We start from the raw sequence: 24,036 nt of genomic DNA, 5'->3' as shown, positions 1-24,036 counted from the left end.
CCGGTGAGAGAACAACCGGTGCGGCCTGGATGCCGGCATGACTGCGCGTCCTTCTCTGCGAGGGCGCGGTGGGACGCGGCAAGGCTCGATCCATGAAGACGCCGGCATTCGCCCGCGGGACGATCGACACGGTCGGTCTGACCCCGCTCGTCGAGCTCACGAGGCTTGAGGAGAGCAGTTCCTTCCGGGTTTTCGCGAAACTGGAGGGCCACAATCCGGGTGGCAGCATCAAGGACCGGTCCGCGCTCGCGATGGTCCGCCACGGCATCGACACCGGGCGGATCGTGCCGGGCCGCTCGGTGGTGGTGGAATCCAGCTCGGGCAACCTGGGCATCGGGCTCGCGCAGGTGTGCGCGTACTACGGGGTGCGGTTCGTGTGCGTGGCCGACCCCCGCACCAACGCCCAGAACATCGCCATCATGCGTGCGCTGGGCGCCGAGGTCGAGATCGTCACCCGCACCGACCCGGCCACCGGGGCGTACCTGCCGGTACGTGTCGCCCGGGTCCGCGAGCTGGCGGCGACGCTGCCGGGCGGCTACTGCCCGGACCAGTACTCCAACCCGTTCAACCCGCGGGCCCACCACGCCACCATGCGCGAGATCGTCGAGGCGCTGCAGGGGCCGCCCGACGTGCTGCTCTGCGCCACCGGTTCGTGCGGGACGCTGCGCGGCTGCGCCGAGTACATCCGCGAGCACGACCTCGACGTGCGGGTCGTGGCGGTGGACGCGGTCGGCAGCGCCATCTTCGGCACCCCGACCAGACCGCGACTGGTCCCCGGCCACGGCGCGGCCGTACGTCCCGCGCTGTACCGCGACGGCCTCGCCGACGAGGTGGTGCACGTCGACGACGCCGAGTGCGTGGTGGGCTGCCGGCGTCTCGTCGGGCTGGAGGCGATCCTCGCCGGCGGCTCCTCGGGCGCGGTGGTGTCGGCGCTGGAACGGATTCGCGAGCGGATCGCTCCGGGCTCGACCTGCGTCCTGATCTTCCCGGATCGGGGCGAGCGCTACCTGGACACGATCTTCGACGACGACTGGGTCGCCGAGCGGTTCGGCGACATCTCCCACCTGTGGAAGCAGAAGGCCGTGGAGGTCAGCACATGTTGATGCTGGGTAGAGCGCAGGTCCGCGAGGTCCTCGAGGACGCCGACGAGGAGGTGCTGCGGGCGGTACGGGAGGCGTACCTGTGCCACCAGCAGGGCCTTACCGCGGTGCCGCACTCGGTGTTCCTGCGGTTCCCCGACGACGACCGCAACCGGATCATCGCGCTGCCGGCCTACCTGGGTGGCGAGGACCCGGTGGCGGGCGTCAAGTGGATCGCGTCGTTCCCGGCGAACATCGAGACCGACCTGCCGCGCGCCAACGCGGTCATGATCCTCAATTCGGTGCGTACCGGTGAGCCGGAGGCACTGGTGGAGGCCGCGACGATCTCGGCGCGGCGGACCGCAGCCTCCGCGGCCCTGGCCGCCGCCACCCTGGCCGCCGGCACCCCCGACACCGGGGTCACGCTGTTCGGCTGCGGGGTGATCAACGGCGAGGTGCTGCGGTTCCTGCGTACGACGCTGCCGGGCCTGACCGCGGTGACGGTCTTCGACCTCGACGCGGGACGGGCGCGTTCGTTCGCCGAGGCGTCCGCGGCCCGGTATCCGACGTTGACGGTCGAGGTCGCGGAGAGCGCGGCGGCGGCGCTGCGCGCGCACCGGTTGGTGTCGCTCGCGACGACGGCCGGCACGCCGCACCTGGACGCGGCTTACTGCCCGCCGGGGACGCTCGTGCTGCACCTGTCGCTGCGTGACCTGTCACCGGCGACGGTGCTCGCGAGCACGAACATCGTGGACGACGCCGACCACGTCTGCCGGGCCTCGACGTCGCTGCACCTGGCCGAGCAGGAGGTCGGGCACCGGGACTTCGTCACGGCGTCACTGGGGTCGCTGCTGTCCGGGGCGCCGTACCGCCGGCCTGACGACGGGCTGACCGTGTTCTCGCCGTTCGGGCTGGGCATCCTGGACCTGGCGGTGGCCCGGTTGGTCCGCCGGCGAGCCGCCGACCAGGGAGTCGGCACCACCCTGGCCGATTTCTGACGCGGCCCGGAAAGCCCAGTCCCGCAGGAGCGACGCTCCTGCGGGACTCGGCACGTCCGGACCCGGGTACGCCGCTCAGGCGCCGGTCCCGGCCATCTGGCGGCGCAGGCTCAGCGGCCGCATGTCGGTCCAGACCCGCTCGATGTGCGCGAGGCACGCGGCCCGGTCCCCGGTCGTTCCCTCGGCGCGCCAGCCCAGCGGCAGATCGCGGTCGGCCAACCAGATCGAGTACTGCTCCTCGTCGTTGACGACCACCCGGTAGGTGCGCTCGTCCGCCTGCTCCTGAGCCATGAGTGCCGTCCCTTCGGTTCGGTGCCGGGCGATCCGGCTGTTCGGCTTACCCGGAGCCTGCCCGCTGGGTCAGCGGGACAGCAGAGAAGAACCGGCAGCGCTACCGACGATCTGCACGGCGTAGCCACCGAGTTCGATCCGGTTGGCCTGACCGGTTTTGGCGATCAGGCTCGCGACGTGTTTCTCCACCGTCCGCGGCGACAGGTGCAGCCGGTTGGCGATCTCGCGGTTGCCGAGCCGCTCGACGAGCAGGCAGAGCACCTCGTACTCGCGTACGGTGACACCGGCGTCGCGCAGCTCCTTCGGCACGTCGTCGACGCCGGTGCGACGCTGCTGGACCGGCGCGCCGGCACGGCGCAGCAGCGCCCGGCAGGCACTGGCCACCGGCACGACGTTGCCCCGGTGGAAGTACTCCTCGGCCGCGCGCAGCCACGGCACCGGGTCGCCCCAGCCGTCGTCGAGCGCGGCCTCGCCGGCCAACCGCAGGCAGAGGTGCCGGGCCATGGCGTACGGCGCCGCCGCCTCGATCGCCTCGTCGAACGCCGCCCTCGCCTCCTCGGCCCGGCCCGCCCGGCCGGCGAGCACGGCCCGGGTGAGCAGAGCGAACTGCCGGTTCCAGCGCAGCTCGCCGCCGGGCAGCCCGGTCGCGTCGGGCTCGGGCTCGGCCCGCCGGCCCGGCGCTGCCAGCGCCTGCAGCAACGGGCCGATGCCGTGCTCCGCGTCGAGGTGCGCGCTGAGGTTGGCGCCGCTGCGCCGGCCGCTGGCGACCTCGTCGATCGCGCGCCCGCGATCCTCCTCCAGCAACGCGCAGAAGATGCGCGCCAGGCCGTACACGCGCGGTATGTGCTGGTCGGGCTCACCGCCCCAGCGCCGGAACTCGGCGAGCGCCTCGTTCATCTCGCGGCGCCGGCCCTGGTGGGCGCCGAGGATGGCCCGTGAGAGCAGCAACAACTGGGTGGTCTCGAAGAGCTTGAGCCGCATCGTGGAGCCGAGCGACCGGTCGATGAGCTCGCCGGCCGTCGCGAAGTCACCGTGCAGCACGGTGTGCAGCGCGATGTTGGTCTCGGCGTGGAAGCCGGCGGTCACCGCGCCCCGGCTCAGCGCGGCCTGCCGGGTCCGCTCCAGGATCTCGATGGTGCCGTCGCGCAACGCCTGGTCGTGGCCGAGGCGCACCAACGCGTGGATCTCCCAGATCGGCAGGTCGTAGCGGACGGCGAGGGCGCGGGCGCGTTCGAGGCAGGCGGTCGCCTCGGCCAGGTCACGGCCGCGGGTGAGCGCGCCGAGCAGCTGCCACGCCTGGCAGGCCACCACCGGCAGCGGTACGGCCTCGGCCACCGCGGCCGCCTGGCGGGTCATGCTCTCGGCCAGGGCGAATCCCTCGGACCCGGGCCGGTCGAGCAGCAAGTGGGCCTCGACCACGTCGATCGGGGCGGTGTCCCGCGCGGGCGCATCGGGGCCGAGCGCCGCGCGGGCGAGCGCCACCTGCCGCAGGCCGTCGTCGGTGCGGCCGGCGACGTTCGCCGCCCAGGCGAGCCGGGTGTGCAGCTCGGCGCGGCGGCGCCGGCCACCGTCGGAGGGGGCCTCGTCGAACTGGTCGGCCAGCGCGAGCGCGCGTTCCATCAGACCCGCCTCGGCCAGCGCGGAGACCAGGGCCTCCACGACGTCACCGGGCACGAGTTGGTCGCTGTCGCCGTCGAGCAGCTCACGCGCACGGTCGAGCAGGTCGACGGCGGAGGAGGCGGCGCCCTTGGCCAGCGCACGGCGGCCGGCTTCGAGGTAGTGGCGGGCCGCGGCGCCCGGTTCCTGGGCCTGCAGGCGCAGCGAGGCGGCCACCTGACACCACTCGTCGGGCAACCCCGGGTAGGCCTGCTCCACCGCGGCCGCGGCGTGCCCGGCCAGCACGATGCGGTGCCCCGGTGTGAGGGTCTGCAGCAGCGCCTCACCGTAGAGGGGCTGCTGGAACGCGTACCAGCCGGGGGTCTGCTCGTCGGGTGCGACCAACTGGCTGGCGACCTCGCCGTGCAGGTGGTTGAGGAGCGTGCGGTCGTCCAGGCCGGACACCGCCTGGACCAGCCCGAGCGGGAACCGCTTGCCCAGCACGGCGCCGATCGACAGCAGGTCGCGGGCGGCGGGGTCGAGCTGCTCGACGCGCCGGGCCACCGTACGCACCAGGGTGTCGGGCACGTTGGGCCGCAGCGTCCCGGTCATCGTCCAGGTCTCGCCCTCGCGGACCAATTGCCCGCTGTCGCTGATCGCGTCGATGAGCTCCTCGGCGAGCAGCGGGTTGCCGGCGCTGTCCTCGAAGAGCCGGTCGACCAGCCACTGTGGCAGGTCGCCCCGGGCACAGCCGAGGCGGGACGCCGCCATGGCGCCGATGTCGTCCGCCCCGAGCGGGCGCAGCGTCTCGACGGTGGCGGTGCCGCGCTGCTCGGCGGCGAGCGCCAGGTCGAGGGCACGGCAGGGCTCGCTGCGGACCGTGCAGAGCAACATGGTGGCCTGGCGGTGGATGTTGTCGGTGAGGTACTCGACGACGGCGAGGGTCTCGGCATCGGCGTCCTGCAGGTCGTCGAGGACCATCAGGCAGCCCCGGTCACGCCCGGCGAGCGAGGTCAGCCGCAGAACGGCCTCGGCGAGCACCATCAGCGAGCCGCTGCCCGGGTCGGCCGGGCCGTCGGCCCAGTCCGGGATGAGCCGGCCCAGGGCGTGCTGGTACGGGCCGAGCTCGGTGATGTCGATGTAATCACCGCTGTGCACCAGCGACAGGAGTGCCTCGGTGAGCGAACGGAACGGCACGGTCAACCCGACCATGCTGCCCCGCCCACGGAGCAGGCTCATGTCGGCGGCGAAGGACAGGTCAACGGCGGTAGCCGCGAGACGGGACTTGCCGATTCCTTCGCCGCCGACGACGAACAGGGCTGCACCCTCACCGGCGCGGGTCCCGCACAGTGCCTGCTTGATTGCGTCAAGCTCGTCGTCGCGACCGACCAGGACCGACGCGCGGCGGCGCGAGGCGCCGAACCGCTGCAGCTGTCTCACGACCAACGCCTATCCCGACCGGGCCGGCACTGTCCAGGTATGTGGATCAGTGGGGCAGCGGCGGGCAGCAGGTCGTCCCGGGGATCGTCGACTCGCCGATCATACCGGCGATGCCAGCACCGACGACGAGGGCACCGGCCAGTACGGCGGCCTGCATGCCGAAGGGCACCTTGGACACGACGTCCAGCATGCCCGGCCACCGGTCGGTGTCGTGCACATCCTGCTCGCCGATCTCCGCGGACTGGACAAGTTGGTCTTCAGACACTGGGTTCCTCCTTTTCGGCCCGCGACGTACGCGGGGTTCATACCTTTTCACTTGCCGGGCCGGCCCGGCTTGAGTAGCAGTACCGAGGGCACCTGGGCGGGGAAGCCCAGACGCAGCAGCCCGTACCCGATGCCGGCCAGTCCGTTGAGCAGCCCCGGCGTAGCTACCCCGTCCGGGGTGCCGCAGCAGGGTCCGTACCGTTCGATGGCGTCGAGCACGAGACCGGCCCGCCAACGTAGCGCGCGCTGCACGGACCGGTCCGGCTCGAACGCCGCGAGCACGACGAGCGCCTCGACGACACCCAGTTCGCCGTGGCAGAGGCTGAGGTCGCGCAGCACCGGCCGCTGGGCGAACCGCCGGATGATCCGTGCGGGATCGTCCCCCGGTTGCACGCCGCGGACCGACACGATGCCCGCCGCTCCGCCGCACCAGCCGTGGTCGGCGGTGTCGGGCAGGCTCAGGGCCGCCACGGCGGCGTCGTCGCGGCGGGCCCAGGCGACGCCGGCGCGGCCGTCGGCGAAGCCGGCCGCCAGCCCTCCCGCCGAGGTGCGCGAGGTGTCCAGCCGGTCGGCGCAGACCCGGGCGAGGTCCGCGGCGGATTCCAGGGCGAGTTCGGCGTGGACCGCGCGCATCGCGGCCAGGCAACCGGCGATGCCGTTCGCCACGCCCGGCGGACCGGGTGCGGCGACCGCCGTCGCGGCGGCGGTGACGCCGTCGCGTACCCCCTCGCGGAGCCCCGGATCGTTCAGCAGCGTGGCGAGCCGGGCCAGGCTGTAGCAGATGCCGCCGAAGCCCTGATAGCCGCCGGTACCCACGTGGACCGCGAGTTCGGGCCGCTCGGCGAGCGTGCGGCAGAGCGGGACGGCGGCGTGCGCGGCCCGCTGCGCGGTGTCGCGGAAGCGGTCGATGCCGGTCAGTTCGGCGAGTTGGGCCAGGAAGAGGGCCACACCGAGGTAGCCGGTGGCGAGGGAGGCGCCCATCGGCAGGACCATCCAGTGGCTGCCGTCCACCACCTCCAGACCCAGCCAGTTCACCCGCTCCCCGTCGGTGACGCCACGGGCGAGGATCTGGTCGGCGAGGGCGCACGCGGCGGTGAGAAGCCGGTCCGGGCCGGCCTCGTGCCCGGTCACCGGGCCGGCGAGCGCGCCGGCGGCGCGGTGGCCGTCGGCCGGCTGCCGGGCGGCCAGTGTCGCCGAGACGATCCACTCCTGGTCCCGGCGGTCGGCCGTGCCCATGCCGGCGAGCACCGCGCTGGCGTCGTCGAGCCCGGTGGTGGGCAGCAGCCCGGCGAGGCGCTCACCGGTCGAGGACCACACGTCGCGGCGGCCCGGGACGGCGGTGAAGACCGGGATGTCGCCGCGGCGCAGGTCGGTCAGCTCGTACGGGACCAGCGGGCGGCACATCGGGTCCTGTCGCAGGGCGGCGGTCAGCGCCTGTTCCGGTCCGGCGTCGTCGCGCAGCAGGTGCGGGTCGGCGGCCCGTTCCAGCAGCGTCGCGTACGTGAGCGTCGGGCGGAACACGACGCGTACCTCCAGGTTCGCGGCGCTGTCCAGCAACTGCTGGAAGCTCTCGCGTCCGGCGCTGATCGCGTCGTACCCGGCGCGCAGTCCGGCGCGCAGGGCCTCGTCGTAGTCGCCCGGGTCCAGCTCCCGCCCGCCGAGGCGGGGCAGGTTCAGCCCGCCGGCGCCCGCGTCACGCGGTCGTGGCCGCAACCGGTCCCGGTAGTGGCCGGACAGCTCCCAGTCCAGGCGGTCCACGGCGCGGCTGCCCATGCGACCGGCGAGACCGGAGCAGTCGACTATCCCCGCCGGGCCGACCGTGACCGTGGGTAGCAGGCTGGTGCGGTAGACCGAGGCGGACAGCATCCGACGGGCCGGGTCGGCGCCGAGGACGGGCGTCGCCAACGCGGGGTGGAAGAGCGCCTCCGCGTCGATCAGCACCGGGTGCTCGCCACAGGCGATCAGGTTCTCGTGGTGCAGGTCGACAGCGCGTACCGCGTGCAGCAGCGCGAGCAGGGCGCCCATCCGGCGGTAGAATCGCTCGGCCGACGCCGGCCCGTCCAGCGGCAGGTGGGCGACGAACTCGGCGTAGCCGTACCCGCTGCGGGCGAGGGTCGCGGCGGTGCGCAGGTCCAGGCCGGGAACGGCCCGGTTGAGCCAGGCGGTCAGCTCGGCCAGCATCGCGTACGCGGCGATCCCGCGCGGTTTGTACACGACGTGCCGCCCGTCGGCGAAGGTGAGCCGGGTGACCGAACGGCCGCCGTGGTGCGGGTCGCCGAGGCCGGCGTGCACCCCGGTCAGCGCTCCCGGTGACCCGCCGCCGAGCAGCGCCCGGACGAGGTCGGACCGGTCGACGGCGTACCGTTCCAGCAGCTCCGCGTGGGTCTGCACGGCCGTGGACGCGGTCTCCGACAGTCGCCGGCCGAGCACCGGATGACGGGTGAGGATGTCGTCGAGGCCGGTGTCGAGCCAGGCCACGAACGCGGCGAACCGCTGCGGCCCGCCGGCCCCGGCCAGGTCGCCGCGCTGCTGCAGGCGCTCGAACTCGGCGGCGAGGGTGCGCCCGGCCAGACGGACCAGGCGGGCACCGAGGTCAGCGGCGAACTCGTCGGCCAGGGCGTCGAGGTCGGCGGCGGGGACGTCGCGTACCCGCTCGACGAGGCGGTCGCGAGCGGGAACGACCAGGCCGCGCAACGATACGGTGAGCGCCGCCATCACGTCGTCACCGATGGACCCGCGCGGGGCGGGAGGCGCATCGTTCGACGACTCGGTCATGCGGGCGACTCTGTCAGAGCGGCCGGGGGCGGGACATGCGTAGTTGACACCCAGGTTTCCCCGGTTTCCCCGCGCTGCCCAGAGAAGAAGACGCACCGGTGTTGCGGCCGAGGACCGCCGATCGTTCTCTGCCGGGTGCCCGGGGGCAGCCACGACGCTGGGCTGATGTGGACCCCAGTCGCGCCGGTCACGGGTGCCGAAGCCGGACCTGACCTGGCCCTGCCCTACGTCATGTCACCGGACGATCACACGCCGCCGGCCACCCACCCCGGTGCCCTGGACACCGCTGCCGTGCGCCGCAGACTGCACGAGCACGGCGCCGTCCTCCTGCGCGGCTTCGATGTCGACGGCGTGGACGGGTTCGACCGCGTCGTACGCGCGATCGGGGGCCAGCCGCTGGCGTACACCGAGCGCTCGTCGCCGCGCAGCACGATCAAGGGGCAGGTGTACACCTCGACCGACTACCCGCCGGCGGAGGAGATCTTCCTGCACAACGAGAACTCGTACCAGGCGCGGTGGCCGTTGACGCTGTTCTTCTACTGCGCGCAGCCACCCGAGACGCAGGGCGCCACGCCGCTGGCCGACACGCGTACGGTGCTGCGGTTGATCGACCCGGCGGTCCGCGACGAGTTCGCCGCCCGCGGCTGGATGGTGGTCCGCAACTTCACCGACGGGTACGGGGTCCCCTGGCGGCAGGCGTTCGGCACCGAGGACCGGGCGGCCGTCGAGGCGTACTGCGCGGCCAACGGCATGGTCGCGGAGTGGGTGGGGACGAACGGGTTGCGGACCCGGGCCCGGCGCAGGGCCGTGCACCGGCACCCGGTGACCGGCGAGATGGTCTGGTTCAACCACCTCACCTTCTTCCACGTCACGACGCTCGCCCCCGACGTCGCCGAGGCGCTACGCGAGATGATGGACGAGGCCGATCTGCCGACGAACACCTACTACGGCGACGGCGCGCCGATCCCCGATGACGTGGTGGCGCACCTGCGCGACTGCTACCGCGCCGCGCTGCGCCGCTTCGACTGGCAGCAGGACGACGTGCTGGTGGTCGACAACATGCTGGCCGCGCACGGCCGCGAGCCCTTCACCGGACCACGCCGCATCGCGGTGGCGATGACCGAGGCGTACGACGACGAGCACGCCGGAGGCGACCGTGACGACCAGCACTGAGACCATCGCCGTGGCCGAGGCGGGAGCTGCCCTCTCCTACGCCCAACAGCAGGTGTGGTTCCTCGACCAGCTGCGCCCGGGTGCGGCGATCGACCAGCTGCTCTCGGCCGCCCTGCGGTTGCGCGGGCCGCTGGACGAGGCCGCGCTGACGACCGCGCTGGGCCAGGTCGCGGCCCGCCACGAGGTGCTGCGCACCCGCTACGAGGCAGACGGTGACACCGTCGTCCAGGTCGTCCACCCGGACGCGGAGGTCGAGCTGTCCACGGTCGACCTCTCCGGGCTGCCGGCCGAGGAGCGCGAGCGGCGGCTGCACGACATCCGGGTCACCGAGCTGCGTACCCCCATCGACCTGCGTAAGCAGGTGCCCTGGCGGGCCGGTCTCGTCCGGTTGGGTCCCGACGACACGGTGCTGTTGATCACCGTGCACCACATCGCCTTCGACGGCCGGTCCTGGGACCGGCTCGCGGCGGAACTCGACGTCCGGTACGCCGCCGCCCGGCGCGGCGAGGATCCCGGCCTGCCGCCGCTGGCCCGGCAGTATCGCGAGGTCGCGCGGCGGCCCGACGGCCACGACCCCGCCGGCCTGCGCTATTGGCGCGAGCACCTGGCCGGGGTGCAGCCGCTGGACCTGCCCACCGACGGCATCCGGCCGCCCGAGTGGGATCCGGCCGGCGACAGCGTCGAGCTGACCGTGCCCGCCGACGTGGCCGAGCGCCTGCGCGAGATCGGCCGCGCGGGGCGGGCCACGACCTTCATGGTGCACCTGGCGGCGTACCAGCTGCTGCTCGGCCGCCTCAGCGGGCGCGGCGACGTCGCGGTCGGCGTCTCGGTCGACACCCGCGCCGGCGCCGAGCAGGCAGCCCTGATCGGCATGTTCGTCAACACGGTCGTGCTGCGCGCGGCGATCGACCCCACGGCGGGTTTCCCCGCGTTGCTGGAGCAGGCGCGGCAGCGGACCATCGCCGCGCTCCGCCACCAGCACGTGCCGTTCGACCAGGTCGTGGCCGCCGTAGCCCCGACCCGTGACGCCTCGCGCAACCCGCTCTTCCAGGCCGCGTTCCGGCTCGCCGGTCGCCGCCGGCAGGCGTTCACCCTGGACGGCCTGGAGGTCGAGATCTGCCCGCCGGTCTGGGCCAGCTCGCCTTTCGACCTGTCGCTGTACCTGGCCGAGAACGCCGACGGGTCGCTCACCGGACAGCTCGTGTACCCGACGAGCCTGTTCACCCGCGCCCGCGCCGAGCGCATGGCGGCGGCCCACGTACGCCTGCTGACCGCGATCGCCGAGCACCACCGGCAGCCGGTCGGCGCCCTGGACCTCGTACCCGATGACGACCGGCGCCGGTTCGCGGCGTGGAACCGCACCGCCCTCGACCGGCCGGCGCGGTCGCTGCCGCGGTTGTTCCTGGCGCGGGCGGAGGCGACCCCGCACGCGGTGGCGGTCCGCTCGGACGCCGGGGAGCTCACCTACGCCGAGCTCGCCGACCGCGCCACGGCGCTCGCCCATCATCTGCGCGCACAGGGCGTGGCCGCGGAAACCCCGGTCGGCGTGGCCGTGGACCGCAGCGGCGACCTCGCCGTCGCCGTGCTCGCCGTCCTGCTGGCCGGCGGGGTGTACGTGCCCCTGCCACCCGAGTACCCGGCCGAACGGCTGGCCTACCTGACCGCCGACTCCGGTGCCGCGCTGATCCTCACCGACGGCACCACGAGAGTTGCCCTGCCGGCCGGCGTCCCGACGGTACGGCTGGACCAGCCGTTGCCGGCGGTCCGGTCCGGGGACCGTCGCGAGCTGCCCGACGCCGTCGACGACCAGGCCGCGTACCTGGTCCACACGTCGGGCTCGACCGGCCGCCCCAAGGGCGTCATGATCACCCACGCCGGCATCCGCAACCGCGTCCTCTGGTCGGTCGAGCGCTACCGGATGACCGCCGCCGACCGGCTGCTGCACAAGACCACGATCGGCTTCGACGCCGCGGTGTGGGAGATCCTGGCCCCGCTCGTGTCGGGCGGTTCGGTGGTGATGGCGCCACCCGACGGCCACCGCGACCCGGCCGTCATGATCGACGCGATCGTCCGCAGCGGCGCGACGATGCTCCAGGTCGTGCCCTCGGTGCTGCGGCTGCTGGTCGCCGATCCACGGCTGGGCGAGTGCACCTCGCTGCGGGTGGTCTGCTCGGCCGGTGAGGCGCTTCCGGCCGAGCTGTGCCGGCGCCTGGCGGGCGTGCTCGACGTCGAGGTGGTCAACACGTACGGCCCGACCGAGGCCTCGATCGACGCCACCGCCTGGACGTACCGCCCCGCCGACCCGGCACCGACCGTCCCGATCGGCGCGCCCCTGCCCAACACCCGGGTTTCCGTGGTGGACGCGGACGGCGGGCTCGTCGGCATCGGCACGCCCGGTGAACTGCGCATCGGCGGGGTCGGTCTGGCCCGCGGCTACCTCGGCCGGGCCGGGCTGACCGCCGAGCGATTCAGCCCGGACCCGTACGCCGACGAGCCGGGCGCCCGGTGGTACCACACCGGCGACCTGGTGCGATGGCGGCCGGACGGCGCACTGGAGTTCCTCGGCCGCACCGACGACCAGGTCAAGGTCAACGGTGTACGGGTCGAGCCGGACGAGATCCGGGCCGCGATCGAGGAACACCCCGAGGTGGATGCGGTCACGGTGCTCGCCCGACGCTCTGCCGAGGACGGAATCCGGCTGGTCGCGTACGTCGTACCGGCCGTCCCCGGCGACCTGCGCGAGCGGCTCGCCGAGCGGCTCCCCGCCGCGCTGGTGCCGGCGGTGTTCGTCGGGCTCGGCGCGTTGCCCCTGACCGTCAACGGCAAGGTCGACCGCGCCGCGCTGCCCGACCCCGCGCCGGCGGCCACGACGACGACCGACGGCGAACCGCGCACGCCGCTGGAGCGCGACATCGGGCAGCTGATGGCCGAGGTGCTCGGCGTCGAGCGCGTCGGCCTCACCGACGACTTCTTCGCGCTCGGCGGCCATTCCCTGATCGCGATCCGCCTGGTGCTTCGGCTGCGCCGGGCACTGGGCGTCGACCTGTCGGTGGGTGACTTCCTGGCCCGCCCGACGGTCGAGCGCCTGGCCGGTTGGCTCGGCGAGACCGCCCCGGCGGGCCCGGCCGAGGACCGGCTCGCGATCCGGCCCGCGCCCCGCGACAAGCCGCTGCCGCTCTCCTTCGGCCAGCAGCGGCTCTGGTTCCTCGACCAGCTCACCCCGGACACCACCGAGTACCTGATCCCGTTGGCGCTGCGCCTGCGCGGCGAGTTGGACCCGCGGCGGCTGCGCCGGGCGCTGCACGACGTCGTCCGGCGGCACGAGGTGCTGCGCACCCGCTACGTCGACCGCAACGGCGAACCGGTGCAGGTGATCGACGACGCCGACGCGGTCGAGTTCGAGGAGGTCGACCTCTCGGGCCTCCCGGACGCCGAGATCACGGGCCGTGACCTGTTGGAACGCGCCGCGAGCCGGCCGTTCGACCTGGCCCGCGAGCAGCCCCTGCGGGTGACCCTGATCCGGCTCGGCGACGGCGACCACCTGCTGCTGATGCTGGTGCACCACATCGCGTTCGACGCCTGGTCGATGGGCGTCTTCCTGCGCGACCTGGACGCCGCCTACCACGCCCCGCTGGGTCCGGCCGCGTCCATCCAGTACGCCGACTACGCGTTCTGGCAGCTCGACCGCGTCGCCGACACCGCAGGTCAACTGGGCTACTGGCGGGAACGCCTCGACGGTCTGACACCGGTGGAGCTGATCACCGACCGGCCGCGCGGCTCGCGACGCGACCCGCGCGGCGCCATCCTCGCCGTGGACGTGCCCGACGGGCTCGCGCACGAGCTGGTCACGCTCGCCGGCAGCCACGACGCCACCCCGTTCATGCTGCTGCTCGCCGCGTTCCAGGCGCTGCTCGCCCGATACACCGGCGCCACCGACATCGCGGTGGGCACCCCGGTGGCCGGGCGTACCCGGCCGGAGACGGAGGAGCTGGTCGGCTTCCTCACCAACACCCTGGTGATGCGCGCCGACCTGACCGGCGATCCGCGCTTCACCGAGCTGCTGGCGCAGGTGCGGGGGACGACGCTGGACGCCTTCGCCAACCAGGACCTGCCGTTCGAGCACCTGGTCGACGCCCTGCAGCCGGACCGGGACCTGTCGCGCAACCCGCTCTTCCAGATCATGTTCGACGTGCAGCACCTCGACCGCTTCCCCGCCACGCTGGGCGACGTGGCGATCGAGGCGCTCCGCGCCGGCGAGCCGGTGGCGAAGTTCGACCTCACGCTGACCGTGCAGCAGCGCGCCGGCGACCGGCTGCGCTGTGTCTTCGAGTACGCCACCGAGCTGTTCGACGCCGCGACGATCGAACGGCTGGCCGACCACTACCTGCGGCTGCTGTCGGGCGTCGTCGCCGACCCCGGAACCCGCACGGGTGACCTGGACCTGCTCGGCGAGCAGGAGTGGCGCCTCCTGCGGCAGTGGACGCCCGCCGAGGCGGAGCCGCTGTGCGTACCACAGCTCTTCGAGGCCCAGGTGCGGCGTACGCCGCACGCGACCGCGGTCGTCTTCGGCGCCGAGACCCTGACCTACGCGCAGCTCAACGAGCGGGCCAACGCGTTCGCCCGCTACCTGCGCGGGCGTGGGGTGACACCGGAGTCGGCGGTGGCGGTCTGTCTCGAACGCGGCATCGAGGCGGTGGTCGTGCTGCTGGGAGTGCTCAAGTCCGGCGGCGTGTACGCGCCCCTCGACCCGACGCACCCGGCCGACCGGCTCGAATTCATGATCGCCGACGCGGACGCGCGGATCGTCGTCACCACCGCGGACCTCGCCCACCGGTTCAGCGGGGGCACGTACGAGGTGGTGACCCACTTCTCGGGTCGGGTCGAGGACGACCCGCGCCCGGTCGCGGGTCCCGACCACCTCGCGTACCTCATCTACACCTCGGGGTCGACCGGCCGCCCGAAGGCCGTGATGATCGACCACCGCGCCTACGCCCACCACTGCCGGGTCATCGCCGACGCCTACGGCATCACCCCGGACGAGCGGGTGGTCCTGCTCTCCGCGCTCACCTTCGACGTGGCGATGGACCAGATCGCGGCCACCCTGCTGGCCGGCGCGACGATCGTGGTGAGCGACCCGGTGTTCTGGCCGCCCGCCGAGCTGCCCGGGAAGCTGGCCCGGTACGGCGTCACGATCATGGAGATCACCCCGGCGTACTACCGGGAGATGCTCGAGTACGACGTCAGCGACCTGCGCGGGCTCAAGCTGATGAACGTCGGCAGCGACGTCGTCACGGTCTCCGACGCCCGGCGCTGGAACGACACCGGGTTGCCCGGCCAGTTCCTGTGCAACTACGGGCCGACCGAGGCGACCGTGACCTGTTTCCTGCACCCGGTGCAGGGCGGGCTGGCCGACCAGCACCCGTCGGCGGCGCTGCCGATCGGCCGGCCGGTGCACGGCACCCGTGCCTACGTACTCGACGGCGACCTGCGGCCAGTGCCGGTGGGCGTGCCGGGCGAGCTGTGCCTGGGAGGCGTACGCCTGGCCCGCGGCTACCGCAACCGGCCCGGGCTGACCGCGACCCAGTTCGTGCCCGACCCGCTCTCCGGCGAGCCGGGCGCGCGCCTCTACCGCACGGGTGACCTCGTCCGCCTTCGCGGCGACGGCACGGTGGAGTTCCTCGGCCGCATCGACCAACAGGTCAAGATCCGCGGCCTGCGGATGGAGCTCGGTGAGATCGAGGCCGCCCTGGCCCGGCACCCGGCCGTGCAGGCCGCGGCCGTGAAGGCCGTCGAGGTCGCGCCCGGCGAGAAGGGACTCGCCGCCTACCTGGTCGCCCGGCCGGGCACCGAGCCGACCGTGACCGAGCTACGCGACCACATGCGTACGTTGCTGCCGGAGAACATGATCCCGTCGTGGTGGACGACGCTGCCGAGCCTGCCGCTGACCGCCAGCAAGAAGGTCGACCGCAAGGCGTTGCCCGCACCCGACGTGACCGACAGCAGTCCCCGGCGGATGCCCCGCGACCCCACCGAGCAGATCATCGCGGACATCTGGGCCGAGGTGCTGCGGTGCACGACGGTCGGCACCGACGACGACTTCTTCGCCATCGGCGGGCACTCGTTGCTGGCCACCCGGGTGCTGGCGCGACTGCACCAGACCTTTCAGGTGCGCCTGCCCCTGCGCTGCCTGTTCGAGTCACGCACGGTCGCCGACCTGGCCATGGCGGTGACGGCCGCGGTCGAGGCGGACATCGCGGCGCTCTCCGACACGGAGGTGGCGGGACTGGTCGGGTAACCGGACGCGCGGCCTCCGGGCCGAGCACTCACACTGGTGCGGTGGAGACTGATGGGGGTCGGGCGCCCAGCACCACACCGGGTCTGACCACGCCACCTGCTCTCGGAGGATCTCCGACGTCTGCTCACCGATGCCGATCACGAGCAGCAGGTCGTCTGAGGCGATGGCCAGCCGGTCACCCATCGGTGCAGCAGACCCGAGCCCTGGTCCGAAGGTTGCCGTGGGATTCGAGTCTTGGCTGTCCGAATCCCTACCGACTCCGCCTCGGCGGATCCCCGAGCCGTACGCCGATGCAGCATGGCACTTCAAGCCGTGTTAGCCGTCATCTTCGGTGACGGCTAACACGGCTGGTGCGGTACCGGCGCCGGAGTGTCGACGATCCGGCAGGTCAGGTGACCCCGATGTTCAGGTAGAAGTGGCCGAGCTTGAGCGAAAGAGAGGCGCCTCCGAAGTGGTGAATGAGCATGGCTAACAGGATGACGATCAAGATGCAGACGACGAGCCAGATCAGGAACCACACGAACCCTGGGATCCCGTAGCGACCGACGCGAGCCATCAAGCTCGCCCCCTCGCGGTTGGCGCCGCAGCAGGCAGCGCCACGCATGGACGTGTCGGCAGTCGATAGCTGCGCCCGGCGCTGGCGGACGTCTCCATACAGCCTCCTTCATCGAGGTGTCCGCGAAATTCCCTACCGAGGCGCGCGTCAAACTGTTGGTGAGCGCAACCGGATCAAGCTCCGCGTCCGCACCACCATGACCGCTCAAGAAACGACTCTGGCGCAGCACGTTGGCACCCCGCGCCTCACGGCCGGCGGCGCGGAGGGTTGACGCCGTCGCGACCCCCACTTGATCAAGTTGCTGCGGCGGGGCGAGCCGTCGGGCCAGGTCGGATGGCGTCGGCAGCCGCGACGACGGACGGGGCGACCTGGTCCCCGTTCTACGTGACCCTTCCGTACGAGCTGTACGAGGCTCAGGATCCCAACAGCTACCTGAGGCACATAGGCACATACGCCGATCAGCTCGCGGGCAAGGGCGCCGTCGAGCACATCTCGGCAAGAAGTCCGGACGACATGGTCGCGCAGCTCAACTGCAAGCTCGCGCCGGGCGACACGATCAAGGAACTGGTGATCGGGACGCACGGCAACACCTTGGGGACGTTCTTCCTACCGAGCGATGAGGTGAGATAGCAGTCGTCCGACTCGCTCCAGGCCGCCGCCCGCCGGCTGGGCCCAGTGCTCGGCGATCTCCAGAAGCGAATGGCGGGGCCACCGTCACCCTGCATGCGTGTGAGGTGGGCAACGCGGAGAAGGCGCTGCAGGACGTGGGCCGCGTCTTCGGCGCAAAGGGCGGCGAGATGGTAGGCCCCCGCCCGTTCGTGCGGCCTTCAAGCGGAACGACGCACGCCCATGCCGAGGGCCGTGAGGTTGGACATCACGGACCATCAATGTGCTACGCGAAGTGCTCGGCTCTGGGTTTCTTGCACATTGCGTGTTCGGTCGCCGGCAGGCGTTGCGTATCTACACGGTGACAACGGTCTTTCCCCTCGCATGGCCCGCGGCGACGTGCCGAATCGCGTCGGGCGCAGCGCCGAGGGGGTAGGCGCGGTCGATGACCGGCGTGACGGCACCGGACTCGATGTGTCGGCGCAGCTCGTCGAGGTCTGCGGCGCGCACCTTGGCGACCAGGTTGCGCAGCCGCTGGTGGGTGACCATCGACAGCAGCGGTGCTCGCAGCATCGCTCGGTCGAAGCCGCCGAGCAGCGGACCGCCGCCGTTCTCGCCGCCGACCAGGACCAGCGTTCCGCGGGGCGCGAGCGCGCGCCGTAACAGCCGCAGCGGCCGGTTGCCGGCGGTGTCGATGAGGACGTCGTACCGGGCGCCGTTGCGGTCGATCTCGTCGCGGGTGTAGTCGATGACGTCGGCGCCGAGGGACCGCACGAGGTCGGCCTTTCCGGTGCTGCACACACCGGTCACGGCGGCGCCGTACGCCTTGGCGAGCTGCACGGCGAAGCTGCCGACGCCGCCCGCGGCGCCGATGACCATCACCTGCTGGTCCGGCTGGACGCCGGCGCAGTCGCGCACCGCCTGCAGCGCGGTCACGCCGGAGATGGGCGTAACTGCGGCCTGCTCGAACGTGGTGTTCGCCGGCTTGCGCGTCAGCCGCCACCGGCGCGCGGTGGCGTACTCGGCGTACGAGCCGCTCTCGCAGACGCCGTAGACCTCGTCGCCGGGGCGCAGGTCGGTCACCGCCGCGCCGACGGCCTCCACCATCCCGGCGAGGTCGACGCCGCGCACCGGCACCTTGGGTCGGCGCAGGCCGAACCCGAACGCGCGCACCAAGTACGGGTAGCCGGTCATGACGTGCCACACGCCGGGGTCCACACCAGCGGCGCGGACCCGCACGAGCACCTCGTCGTCGCCGACAGGCGGCTGGTCGATGTCGCGTAGCTGCAGCACGTCGGCGGGGCCGTACACGTGCTGGACGATGGCTTTCATGGCGTCTCCTCCACGGAGGTGTCGGGGTACTGGAACACGTCGTCGAGCCGCACGCCGAAGACGTGCGCGATGAGGAAGGCAGTCTCCAGAGAGGGCGAGTACCGGCCCTGCTCGATGGCGATCACGGTCTGCCGGGTCACGCCGATACGGTTGGCGAGTTCGGCCTGGGTCATCTCGCCATGAGTGAAGCGCAGCGCCCGGATCGAGTTGGTCACGCGGGTTGGCTTCACCACTGCGGCAGCCGCCCGTGATACATGCCGATCTTTGCGACCGAGCCGAGGACCGCCGACAGCACGAACGCCAGATAGATCACGTTGGCGATCCAGAACCGGTCCCACCCGGCCATCGCCATCAGCATCGCCGCGACCGCGCCGATCACGAGGAACGACTGGCCGACGTGGTCGCCGAGCTGGCCAATCTGCCGGTCCCGGGCGTCGGCCACGCGCGCCGCCTTCGGGCTGACCATGCCGATCGCCATCTCGGCCACGATGTTCGCCACGATCGACGCGCCCACGGTCCATAACAGCGCCGCGGCGTAGGGGACGTCGGCCAGAGGCCGCCCGCCCGCGCGGCCCACGACGATCGTCACGTAGATCGCGTACGCCGCCAGAGCGACGACCAACATGATCCACGCGCGCTTCTCTCGGTGCGCCATGACCAGCTCCTCGATGTACAAAATCTTCGACACGGCAAAGGTAACCCAGACTTGACACCGTGTCCATTTTTTTTTACATCAGCCTGGCTGGGCACTGGCCGTCGGGCGCACACCCACGGTCGAAGGACTGCACCCCGACGGCGTTCCATCCATGACTAGGAGTGTCCGAAACCCCCTCCAGGGCTCCGGCCGGGCGAAGACCAGGCGTGGTGGGCGCGTCAGCGATGCGCGGCGTGTGATCGGCAGGGCGTCCTGCTTGAGGGTGCGGCACCCTGACATCGGCCAGAGTCGTGCGCATGGCCAGAGGCGGATGCGCGGGGCATCGTGGCGACGGCGCGGCGAGTGAGTCGCCCGCACCCGTACGCGTGCTGGGCAACCAGCTACGGCGTTCGCGAGAGCTCGGCGGGACGGCTGCTGGCGTTGTACGAGTTCTTGGCGGCAAACCACGGCCGCCTGGAGGTGCTCGGGGTCGACGCCGTGCACATTGAGCGGCGGGTGCACACGCCGGACAAGTTCGGCCTCGATGGTCGCCGGCTCTGTGTCCTCCGCCCAGGTCAGGCGCAGGTGGGTGTGCATCCACGCGGTCAGCCGCGCCTCGTCCTCGGAGACCAGGACGACGCGGTCGGTCCAGGTCGTCCGGTAGCCCTCGGCCACCAGCAGCCCGGCCAGGGTACGGCGCAGCGTCGAGCTGCCCGAACGCCTCAGATGGTTGCGCAGGATTCGGCCGCGGAGGCTAGTCGCTCGTCCGAGGTACAGCATCCGTAGCGACGGGTCGTTCTCGTTCGGCGGCCCGGGGAGGTCGGGAAGGATCGAGGGAGCGGCCCACCAGGCGTAGACGCCGCTGCCACGGCTGAGCCGCTTGACGGCGACATCGGGTCCGACCGGCACGCCGGAGAGCAACCGCAGGGCCTCGTCGACCCGAGCACCGTCGGCAGGGACGTGGTCGGGTCGCCGTTCGGCAATGGTCATCGAGACCATCGTAGGTCCCGGACGGCGCGTCACCGGGACCGGAAGGACCGGATGCCGCACGCGAGCGGGCGCCGTGGCGGCTCCGCGCGGGCCACGCTCGGCCGTCATGACGACTCTCGGTGTGGTATCCCGCCCACAGAACCCACCCGAACGTCTCCGGTCCGTCGTGCGCGCCGCCGAGGCCGGCCTCGAACAGTTGTGGCTCTGGGAGGACTGTTTCCTCGAGAGCGGACCAGAAGTACGGCAACGAGCCAGGATCGCTCGCCCCGGCACTGGAGCCGGGCACGTTCGCGGTGAATCCGCTGCTCTCCGGTCCACCATGGCGCCGGTGGGCCGAACTTGACGCCGGTGAAGCCGAGGCGCTCGGCTGGTACGCGCCGAGGTTCAGCATCTCGGCCGGGCCGGCCGGCCAGGTGTTAATCACCCCGGGAGACGTCCGAGGTGCTGTCATCGACCCGGCGCTGGTCGGAGACTCCGCCTGCTGTGGCCTCGCCGGCGGCGAGCCCAACTCGGTCTGCGTCAGCTGCGGCACGCCGGTGGCCATCCGGATCGACGACTGTGGCTGGTCCGAGCCCGGTCGACCGCCGCAAGCCTGGCTCGAAACACCACGTCATCACCGACGCCGGCGGGATCCCCTTCGCCGTTACGCTGACCGGCGGGAACAGACACGACTGCACCCAGACCACCGCCCTGCTCGACGCCATACCCGCGATCGGCGGCCGGCCAGGCCCACCGAGGCGGCGCCCCGACCGGCTATACGCCGATCGGGGCTACGACTACGACTACGACAGCCACCGTCAACAGGTCCGCGCCCGCGGCGTCACACCCGTCATCGCCCGACGCGGCACACCCCACGGCTCGGGCCTCGGTACCAAACGGTGGGTCGTGGAACGCCGAGCACCAGGTGCACGCCGGGCGCGGTGGGCGCGCCGGCGACGAAAGGGGGCGCCACGCCCACGATCGCGTGCGAGTGACGCGTAGCGGACGGCGAGACTGTCGGATTCGTGACGGCAACCTGGCGGAGCGGTGGGACGCGCCTACGCTGAGCGCACCTTTCGCCCGGCGAGCTCCGGAAGGAGCCGTCCCATGCCATCCATCCTCGCCACCGCTCTCCTCGCGGCCGCCTTGACGGCCGCACCCACCGCTGCCGCGTCTGCCACGCCCGGCGCTTTGGCTGGCTATCGCATGGTGGACCTCGGCACCCTCGGCGGCGACAGCAGCTACGCCAGCGCCATGAACGACCGCGGCGACGTGGTCGGCCGCGCCCAAGCCGCCGACGGCACCTACCGCGGGTTCCTCTGGCGCCACGGCCGGATGATCGATCTCGGCGCCTTCAACCCGATCGACGTCAACGACCGCGGCCAGGTCGTCGGCACCCGCGGCGACGGCTCCGGCGGGTACGTCTGGCACCGCGGTGTCCTGCGGCCGCTGGGCGCCCCGTCCACCCTGCCCGTGGCGATCAACAACCGCGGCCAGGTCCTCGGCCGCACCGACGCAGGCCCCGTCCTTTGGACGAACGGCCGTGCCCGGCCCTTGGCCCTCGGCGAGGTGTCCGACGTCAACGAGCGCGGCCAGGTCTCCGGCGGGGTGTACGTGCCGGGCGGCTTCCACGCCGCCCTGTGGCACAGTGGCCGGGTCACCGACCTCGGCGCCGGCCCCTTCGACCGCAGCAACACGTACGCCCTCAACGACCGCGGCTGGGTGATCGGCTGGCAGTTCTCGGCCGAGCAGGTCGAGCGCGGCATCCTCTGGCGGCACGGCCGCGCTCTGGACGTCGGCACCCTCGGCGGCAGCTTCACCCAGCTGCGGGCGATCAACAACCGCGGCGAGATCCTGGCCAGCTCCCAGGCCACCGACAGAAGCGCCCGCCCGGCGCTGTGGCGACGCGGCGTCCTGCACGACCTCAGCCTCGCCGGGGTCAGCACGGACGGCGAGGTCGTCGACCTCGATGACCGCGGCCGCATCGCCGCGTCGATCCGCCCGGTCTGGGGTGTCAGCCGCGCGGTCGTCTACCACCCGCGCTGACGGGGCCGGTCCCGGGCGGGCGACCGGTCGCGGTCGCCCGCCCGGATCAGACCCGGACGGCCTCCCACCCCGGCTCGGCGGCCAGGCGTCGGCGCAGACCCTCGCCCTCAATGGCGACGTTCGGCAGCCGGTCCAGCCACCGCGGCAGCCACGCCTCCGAGGTGCCCGACTGCCGTGAGAACGCCAGCGGACCACTTGGCCGGAGTTCTTCGAGAGTGGTGGGCCTCGTCGGAGGCGAAGGAAGCGGGCGGTGGGGTTTGAGGGCTCAAATGGCGGGGCAAGGGCGGCGCCATGCGCAGTGGGCTGATGAACAAACTGGAGCGGGCGTCCGCGCTGGATCGTGTGGGGGGCCGGCTCCAGCCGAAGGTGTGGTCGCTGCTGCGGCCGCAACGGGTCAAGGATGCTCTGCGGCATGGGACAAGCGGCTGGCGCGAAGACCACCAGTTCTACGCCAAGGAAGCCGGCATATGACATCGCGAGAGATTTGGACGATCGGGCACTGGACGTGTCCGGAATCGGCATTCCTGCAGCCATTGCACGAGCACGACATCAAACTGCTCGCCGACGTGCGCGCGCAGCCTGGATCGCGACGCAACCCGCAGTTCGGGCGCGACGCGATGCCGCGTTGGCTGACTCGGGCCGGCATCGACTACGTCCACCTGCCCGAACTAGGAGGCCGGCGCCGCAAGCAGGACGTGGACCCTGAAATCAACGCCGGATGGCGCCTGCCAAGCTTCGAAAACTACGCCGACTACACCCTCGCACCCGAGTATCGGAAAGGCATAGAGACATTGACCGGCCTCGCCGAAAACCACCGCGTCGCGGTCATGTGCGGCGAGCCAATGCCGTGGCGCTGCCACCGACTGCTCATCGCCAACACCCTCGCGGCCCAGAGCTGGACGGTGTGGCACCTGATCGGAGACGCCGAGCCACGACGGCACGAACTGGGCCAGTGGGGCGCGATGCCATCGGTCGACGCAGACGAACACGTGACGTACCCGGCAGCGTGACCACCAAGGAGCGAAAACCTCCTTGGCCAGTGTCTCGTCATGCAGCCTTGAACGGGTAATCCGGGTGGCGGATCTTGGAGCCGGTGGCGAATCCGGATTTCGGTTCGACGCGGTGGTTGCGCCAGCGGATGTAGTCGCCGACGGCGGCATCCTGCTCGGCGTGGCTGCGGTGGTCGGTGCCGTTGAGGGCGAAGTACCGCACCGCGGCGAACTCGGCCTCGATCCAGTTCAACCAGGAGGCGTAGGTCGGCAGGAACACCAGCTCCACCCGGTTGGCCGCGCACCAAACACGGACCTCGGGGTGCTTGGGTGGGGAGAAGTTGTCCACGACCAGATAGAGCCGCTGCTCGGGCCAGCGGCGACGCAGAGTCTTGAGGAAGCTCAGGAACTCGCGCCAGCGTTTGCGGTCACGGATGCGGTAATGCAGGCGCCCGGTGGCTAAGTCGAGGGCAGCGATCACGTGACGCACACCCTGATCACGGGTGTAGGTGGCCTCAACCGAACTGGTTGGCCCTGCGGGCGCCCGCGATCACCGGTGGCTCGCCCGGCCCGTCCGCGACGCCGAACTCGTCGCCGCCTACCGCGCGAACGCCCTGGTCGACGCCCACCGCGATGACCCGAAGTTCGGGTACCGGTTCCTGATCGATGAGGCCCACGAAGCAAGCGACCCGACGACAGTGGGATCGGTGGTGACGAGCGCGCTCGCGGACGCCGCGCTTTGTCAGCGGCAGAAGAGGACGTTCAACGCAACGCCGGCGAACCCCATCGAGGCGAAGGCGGGGACGTGTCGTCAAGACGTCATGGACGAGCTGCACGCTGCGAGTCGACCCCTGACCAGCGGAATTAACCCACCGGTCAGGGGTCGATCTTCGAGGTCTCAGAGGGCGGTCCGCAGTAACTTGATCTGATCTATACGTTGCGTCCGGTTGGTGGCCTTGCGGCAGATTCGCCATTGATGGCGACCAGTCGATG

19 protein-coding genes and 2 pseudogenes are annotated in these 24,036 nt (G+C 72.0%); 11 read left to right on the top strand and 10 right to left on the bottom strand.

The annotated features are described in order from the left end of the window. Positions 1-92 precede the first annotated feature (92 nt). Both sbnA and sbnB read left to right on the top strand, forming a co-directional pair. Complete coding sequence (gene sbnA, locus ACGFI2_RS29535) at positions 93-1,103, top strand: 2,3-diaminopropionate biosynthesis protein SbnA (RefSeq protein WP_393523176.1); 1,011 nt, start codon at positions 93-95, stop codon at positions 1,101-1,103. Next, positions 1,097-2,077 (top strand): 2,3-diaminopropionate biosynthesis protein SbnB, encoded by a 981-nt coding sequence (sbnB, locus tag ACGFI2_RS29530; RefSeq protein ID WP_393523173.1) that lies wholly within the window; start codon positions 1,097-1,099, stop codon positions 2,075-2,077. The genes sbnA and sbnB overlap by 7 nt, the downstream gene beginning before the upstream one ends. 75 nt (positions 2,078-2,152) lie before the next feature. Here sbnB and ACGFI2_RS29525 read toward each other — a convergent pair whose 3' ends face one another. The 4 genes from ACGFI2_RS29525 to ACGFI2_RS29510 all read right to left on the bottom strand — a co-directional run bounded on the left by ACGFI2_RS29525 (position 2,153) and on the right by ACGFI2_RS29510 (position 8,443). After that, the gene (locus ACGFI2_RS29525) at positions 2,153-2,368 is read right to left on the bottom strand and encodes an MbtH family protein (RefSeq protein WP_393523170.1); all 216 of its coding nucleotides are present in this window, start codon (positions 2,366-2,368) and stop codon (positions 2,153-2,155) included. Positions 2,369-2,437: 69 nt separating this feature from the next. Then, positions 2,438-5,404: an AAA family ATPase gene (locus ACGFI2_RS29520; protein WP_393523167.1), complete on the bottom strand. Its 2,967-nt coding sequence runs from the start codon at positions 5,402-5,404 to the stop codon at positions 2,438-2,440. Positions 5,405-5,450: 46 nt separating this feature from the next. Next, the gene (locus ACGFI2_RS29515) at positions 5,451-5,669 is read right to left on the bottom strand and encodes a hypothetical protein (RefSeq protein ID WP_393523164.1); all 219 of its coding nucleotides are present in this window, start codon (positions 5,667-5,669) and stop codon (positions 5,451-5,453) included. A gap of 47 nt (positions 5,670-5,716) precedes the next feature. Beyond that, a complete protein-coding gene (locus ACGFI2_RS29510; protein WP_393523161.1) occupies positions 5,717-8,443 on the bottom strand; it encodes a type 2 lanthipeptide synthetase LanM family protein in 2,727 nt (908 codons plus the stop codon). Between the two features lie 165 nt (positions 8,444-8,608). Between ACGFI2_RS29510 and ACGFI2_RS29505 the strand changes: the two genes are divergently transcribed. Further along, the gene (locus ACGFI2_RS29505; protein WP_393523159.1) at positions 8,609-9,616 is read left to right on the top strand and encodes a TauD/TfdA family dioxygenase; all 1,008 of its coding nucleotides are present in this window, start codon (positions 8,609-8,611) and stop codon (positions 9,614-9,616) included. 4 nt (positions 9,617-9,620) lie between these two features. After that, positions 9,621-15,911, top strand: a complete 6,291-nt coding sequence (locus tag ACGFI2_RS29500; RefSeq protein WP_393523243.1) for an amino acid adenylation domain-containing protein — start codon at positions 9,621-9,623, stop codon at positions 15,909-15,911. A gap of 388 nt (positions 15,912-16,299) precedes the next feature. Here the strand turns inward: ACGFI2_RS29500 and ACGFI2_RS29495 are convergent, their stop codons facing one another. Further along, positions 16,300-16,515, bottom strand: a complete 216-nt coding sequence (locus ACGFI2_RS29495) for a hypothetical protein (RefSeq protein ID WP_393523156.1) — start codon at positions 16,513-16,515, stop codon at positions 16,300-16,302. A gap of 285 nt (positions 16,516-16,800) precedes the next feature. Between ACGFI2_RS29495 and ACGFI2_RS29490 the strand changes: the two genes are divergently transcribed. Continuing rightward, positions 16,801-17,097, top strand: a complete 297-nt coding sequence (locus ACGFI2_RS29490; RefSeq protein WP_393523153.1) for a hypothetical protein — start codon at positions 16,801-16,803, stop codon at positions 17,095-17,097. A gap of 330 nt (positions 17,098-17,427) precedes the next feature. Here ACGFI2_RS29490 and ACGFI2_RS29485 read toward each other — a convergent pair whose 3' ends face one another. Genes ACGFI2_RS29485 through ACGFI2_RS29470 form a run of 4 tightly spaced genes read right to left on the bottom strand, consistent with a single transcriptional unit; the run spans position 17,428 to position 20,029 of the window. After that, positions 17,428-18,405 (bottom strand): NAD(P)-dependent alcohol dehydrogenase, encoded by a 978-nt coding sequence (locus ACGFI2_RS29485; protein ID WP_393523150.1) that lies wholly within the window; start codon positions 18,403-18,405, stop codon positions 17,428-17,430. Further along, positions 18,402-18,638: a helix-turn-helix transcriptional regulator gene (locus ACGFI2_RS29480; protein ID WP_393523148.1), complete on the bottom strand. Its 237-nt coding sequence runs from the start codon at positions 18,636-18,638 to the stop codon at positions 18,402-18,404. Before ACGFI2_RS29480 ends, ACGFI2_RS29485 begins: the two co-directional genes overlap by 4 nt. After that, on the bottom strand, positions 18,632-19,093 hold the full coding sequence (locus ACGFI2_RS29475; protein ID WP_393523145.1) for a hypothetical protein: 462 nt from the start codon (positions 19,091-19,093) through the stop codon (positions 18,632-18,634). The genes ACGFI2_RS29480 and ACGFI2_RS29475 overlap by 7 nt, the downstream gene beginning before the upstream one ends. Positions 19,094-19,138: 45 nt before the next feature. Next, the gene (locus tag ACGFI2_RS29470) at positions 19,139-20,029 is read right to left on the bottom strand and encodes a GIY-YIG nuclease family protein (protein WP_393523142.1); all 891 of its coding nucleotides are present in this window, start codon (positions 20,027-20,029) and stop codon (positions 19,139-19,141) included. A gap of 227 nt (positions 20,030-20,256) precedes the next feature. Between ACGFI2_RS29470 and ACGFI2_RS29465 the strand changes: the two are divergent. From ACGFI2_RS29465 to ACGFI2_RS29445, 5 genes and pseudogenes are all read left to right on the top strand, one after another. Next, positions 20,257-20,604 (top strand): annotated as a pseudogene (locus ACGFI2_RS29465) (hypothetical protein); the annotation flags it as partial. Beyond that, positions 20,594-20,923, top strand: a pseudogene (locus tag ACGFI2_RS29460) (transposase); the annotation flags it as partial. The pseudogenes ACGFI2_RS29465 and ACGFI2_RS29460, both read left to right, overlap by 11 nt. Before the next feature lie 132 nt (positions 20,924-21,055). Next, on the top strand, positions 21,056-22,054 hold the full coding sequence (locus ACGFI2_RS29455) for a hypothetical protein (protein ID WP_393523139.1): 999 nt from the start codon (positions 21,056-21,058) through the stop codon (positions 22,052-22,054). Positions 22,055-22,360: 306 nt separating this feature from the next. Next, positions 22,361-22,525, top strand: coding sequence for a hypothetical protein (locus ACGFI2_RS29450; protein WP_393523137.1), 165 nt, complete (start codon positions 22,361-22,363; stop codon positions 22,523-22,525). Then, the gene (locus tag ACGFI2_RS29445) at positions 22,522-23,064 is read left to right on the top strand and encodes a DUF488 family protein (RefSeq protein WP_393523134.1); all 543 of its coding nucleotides are present in this window, start codon (positions 22,522-22,524) and stop codon (positions 23,062-23,064) included. The genes ACGFI2_RS29450 and ACGFI2_RS29445 overlap by 4 nt, the downstream gene beginning before the upstream one ends. A gap of 37 nt (positions 23,065-23,101) precedes the next feature. On the opposite strand, the gene ACGFI2_RS29440 is transcribed toward ACGFI2_RS29445, so the two are convergent. After that, a complete protein-coding gene (locus ACGFI2_RS29440; protein WP_393523131.1) occupies positions 23,102-23,533 on the bottom strand; it encodes a transposase in 432 nt (143 codons plus the stop codon). 19 nt (positions 23,534-23,552) lie between these two features. Here ACGFI2_RS29440 and ACGFI2_RS29435 point away from each other — a divergent pair, with 19 nt between their 5' ends. Further along, positions 23,553-23,972 (top strand): hypothetical protein, encoded by a 420-nt coding sequence (locus ACGFI2_RS29435; protein WP_393523128.1) that lies wholly within the window; start codon positions 23,553-23,555, stop codon positions 23,970-23,972. The last annotated feature ends 64 nt before the right edge of the window (positions 23,973-24,036 follow it).

Origin of the sequence: Micromonospora sp. NPDC049282 (assembly GCF_043197045.1) — a bacterium.
In the GTDB taxonomy this organism is placed as follows: domain Bacteria; phylum Actinomycetota; class Actinomycetes; order Mycobacteriales; family Micromonosporaceae; genus Micromonospora.
The sequence above is the reverse complement of the archived record's forward strand: the minus strand, read 5'-3'. Positions and strand labels throughout refer to the sequence as shown.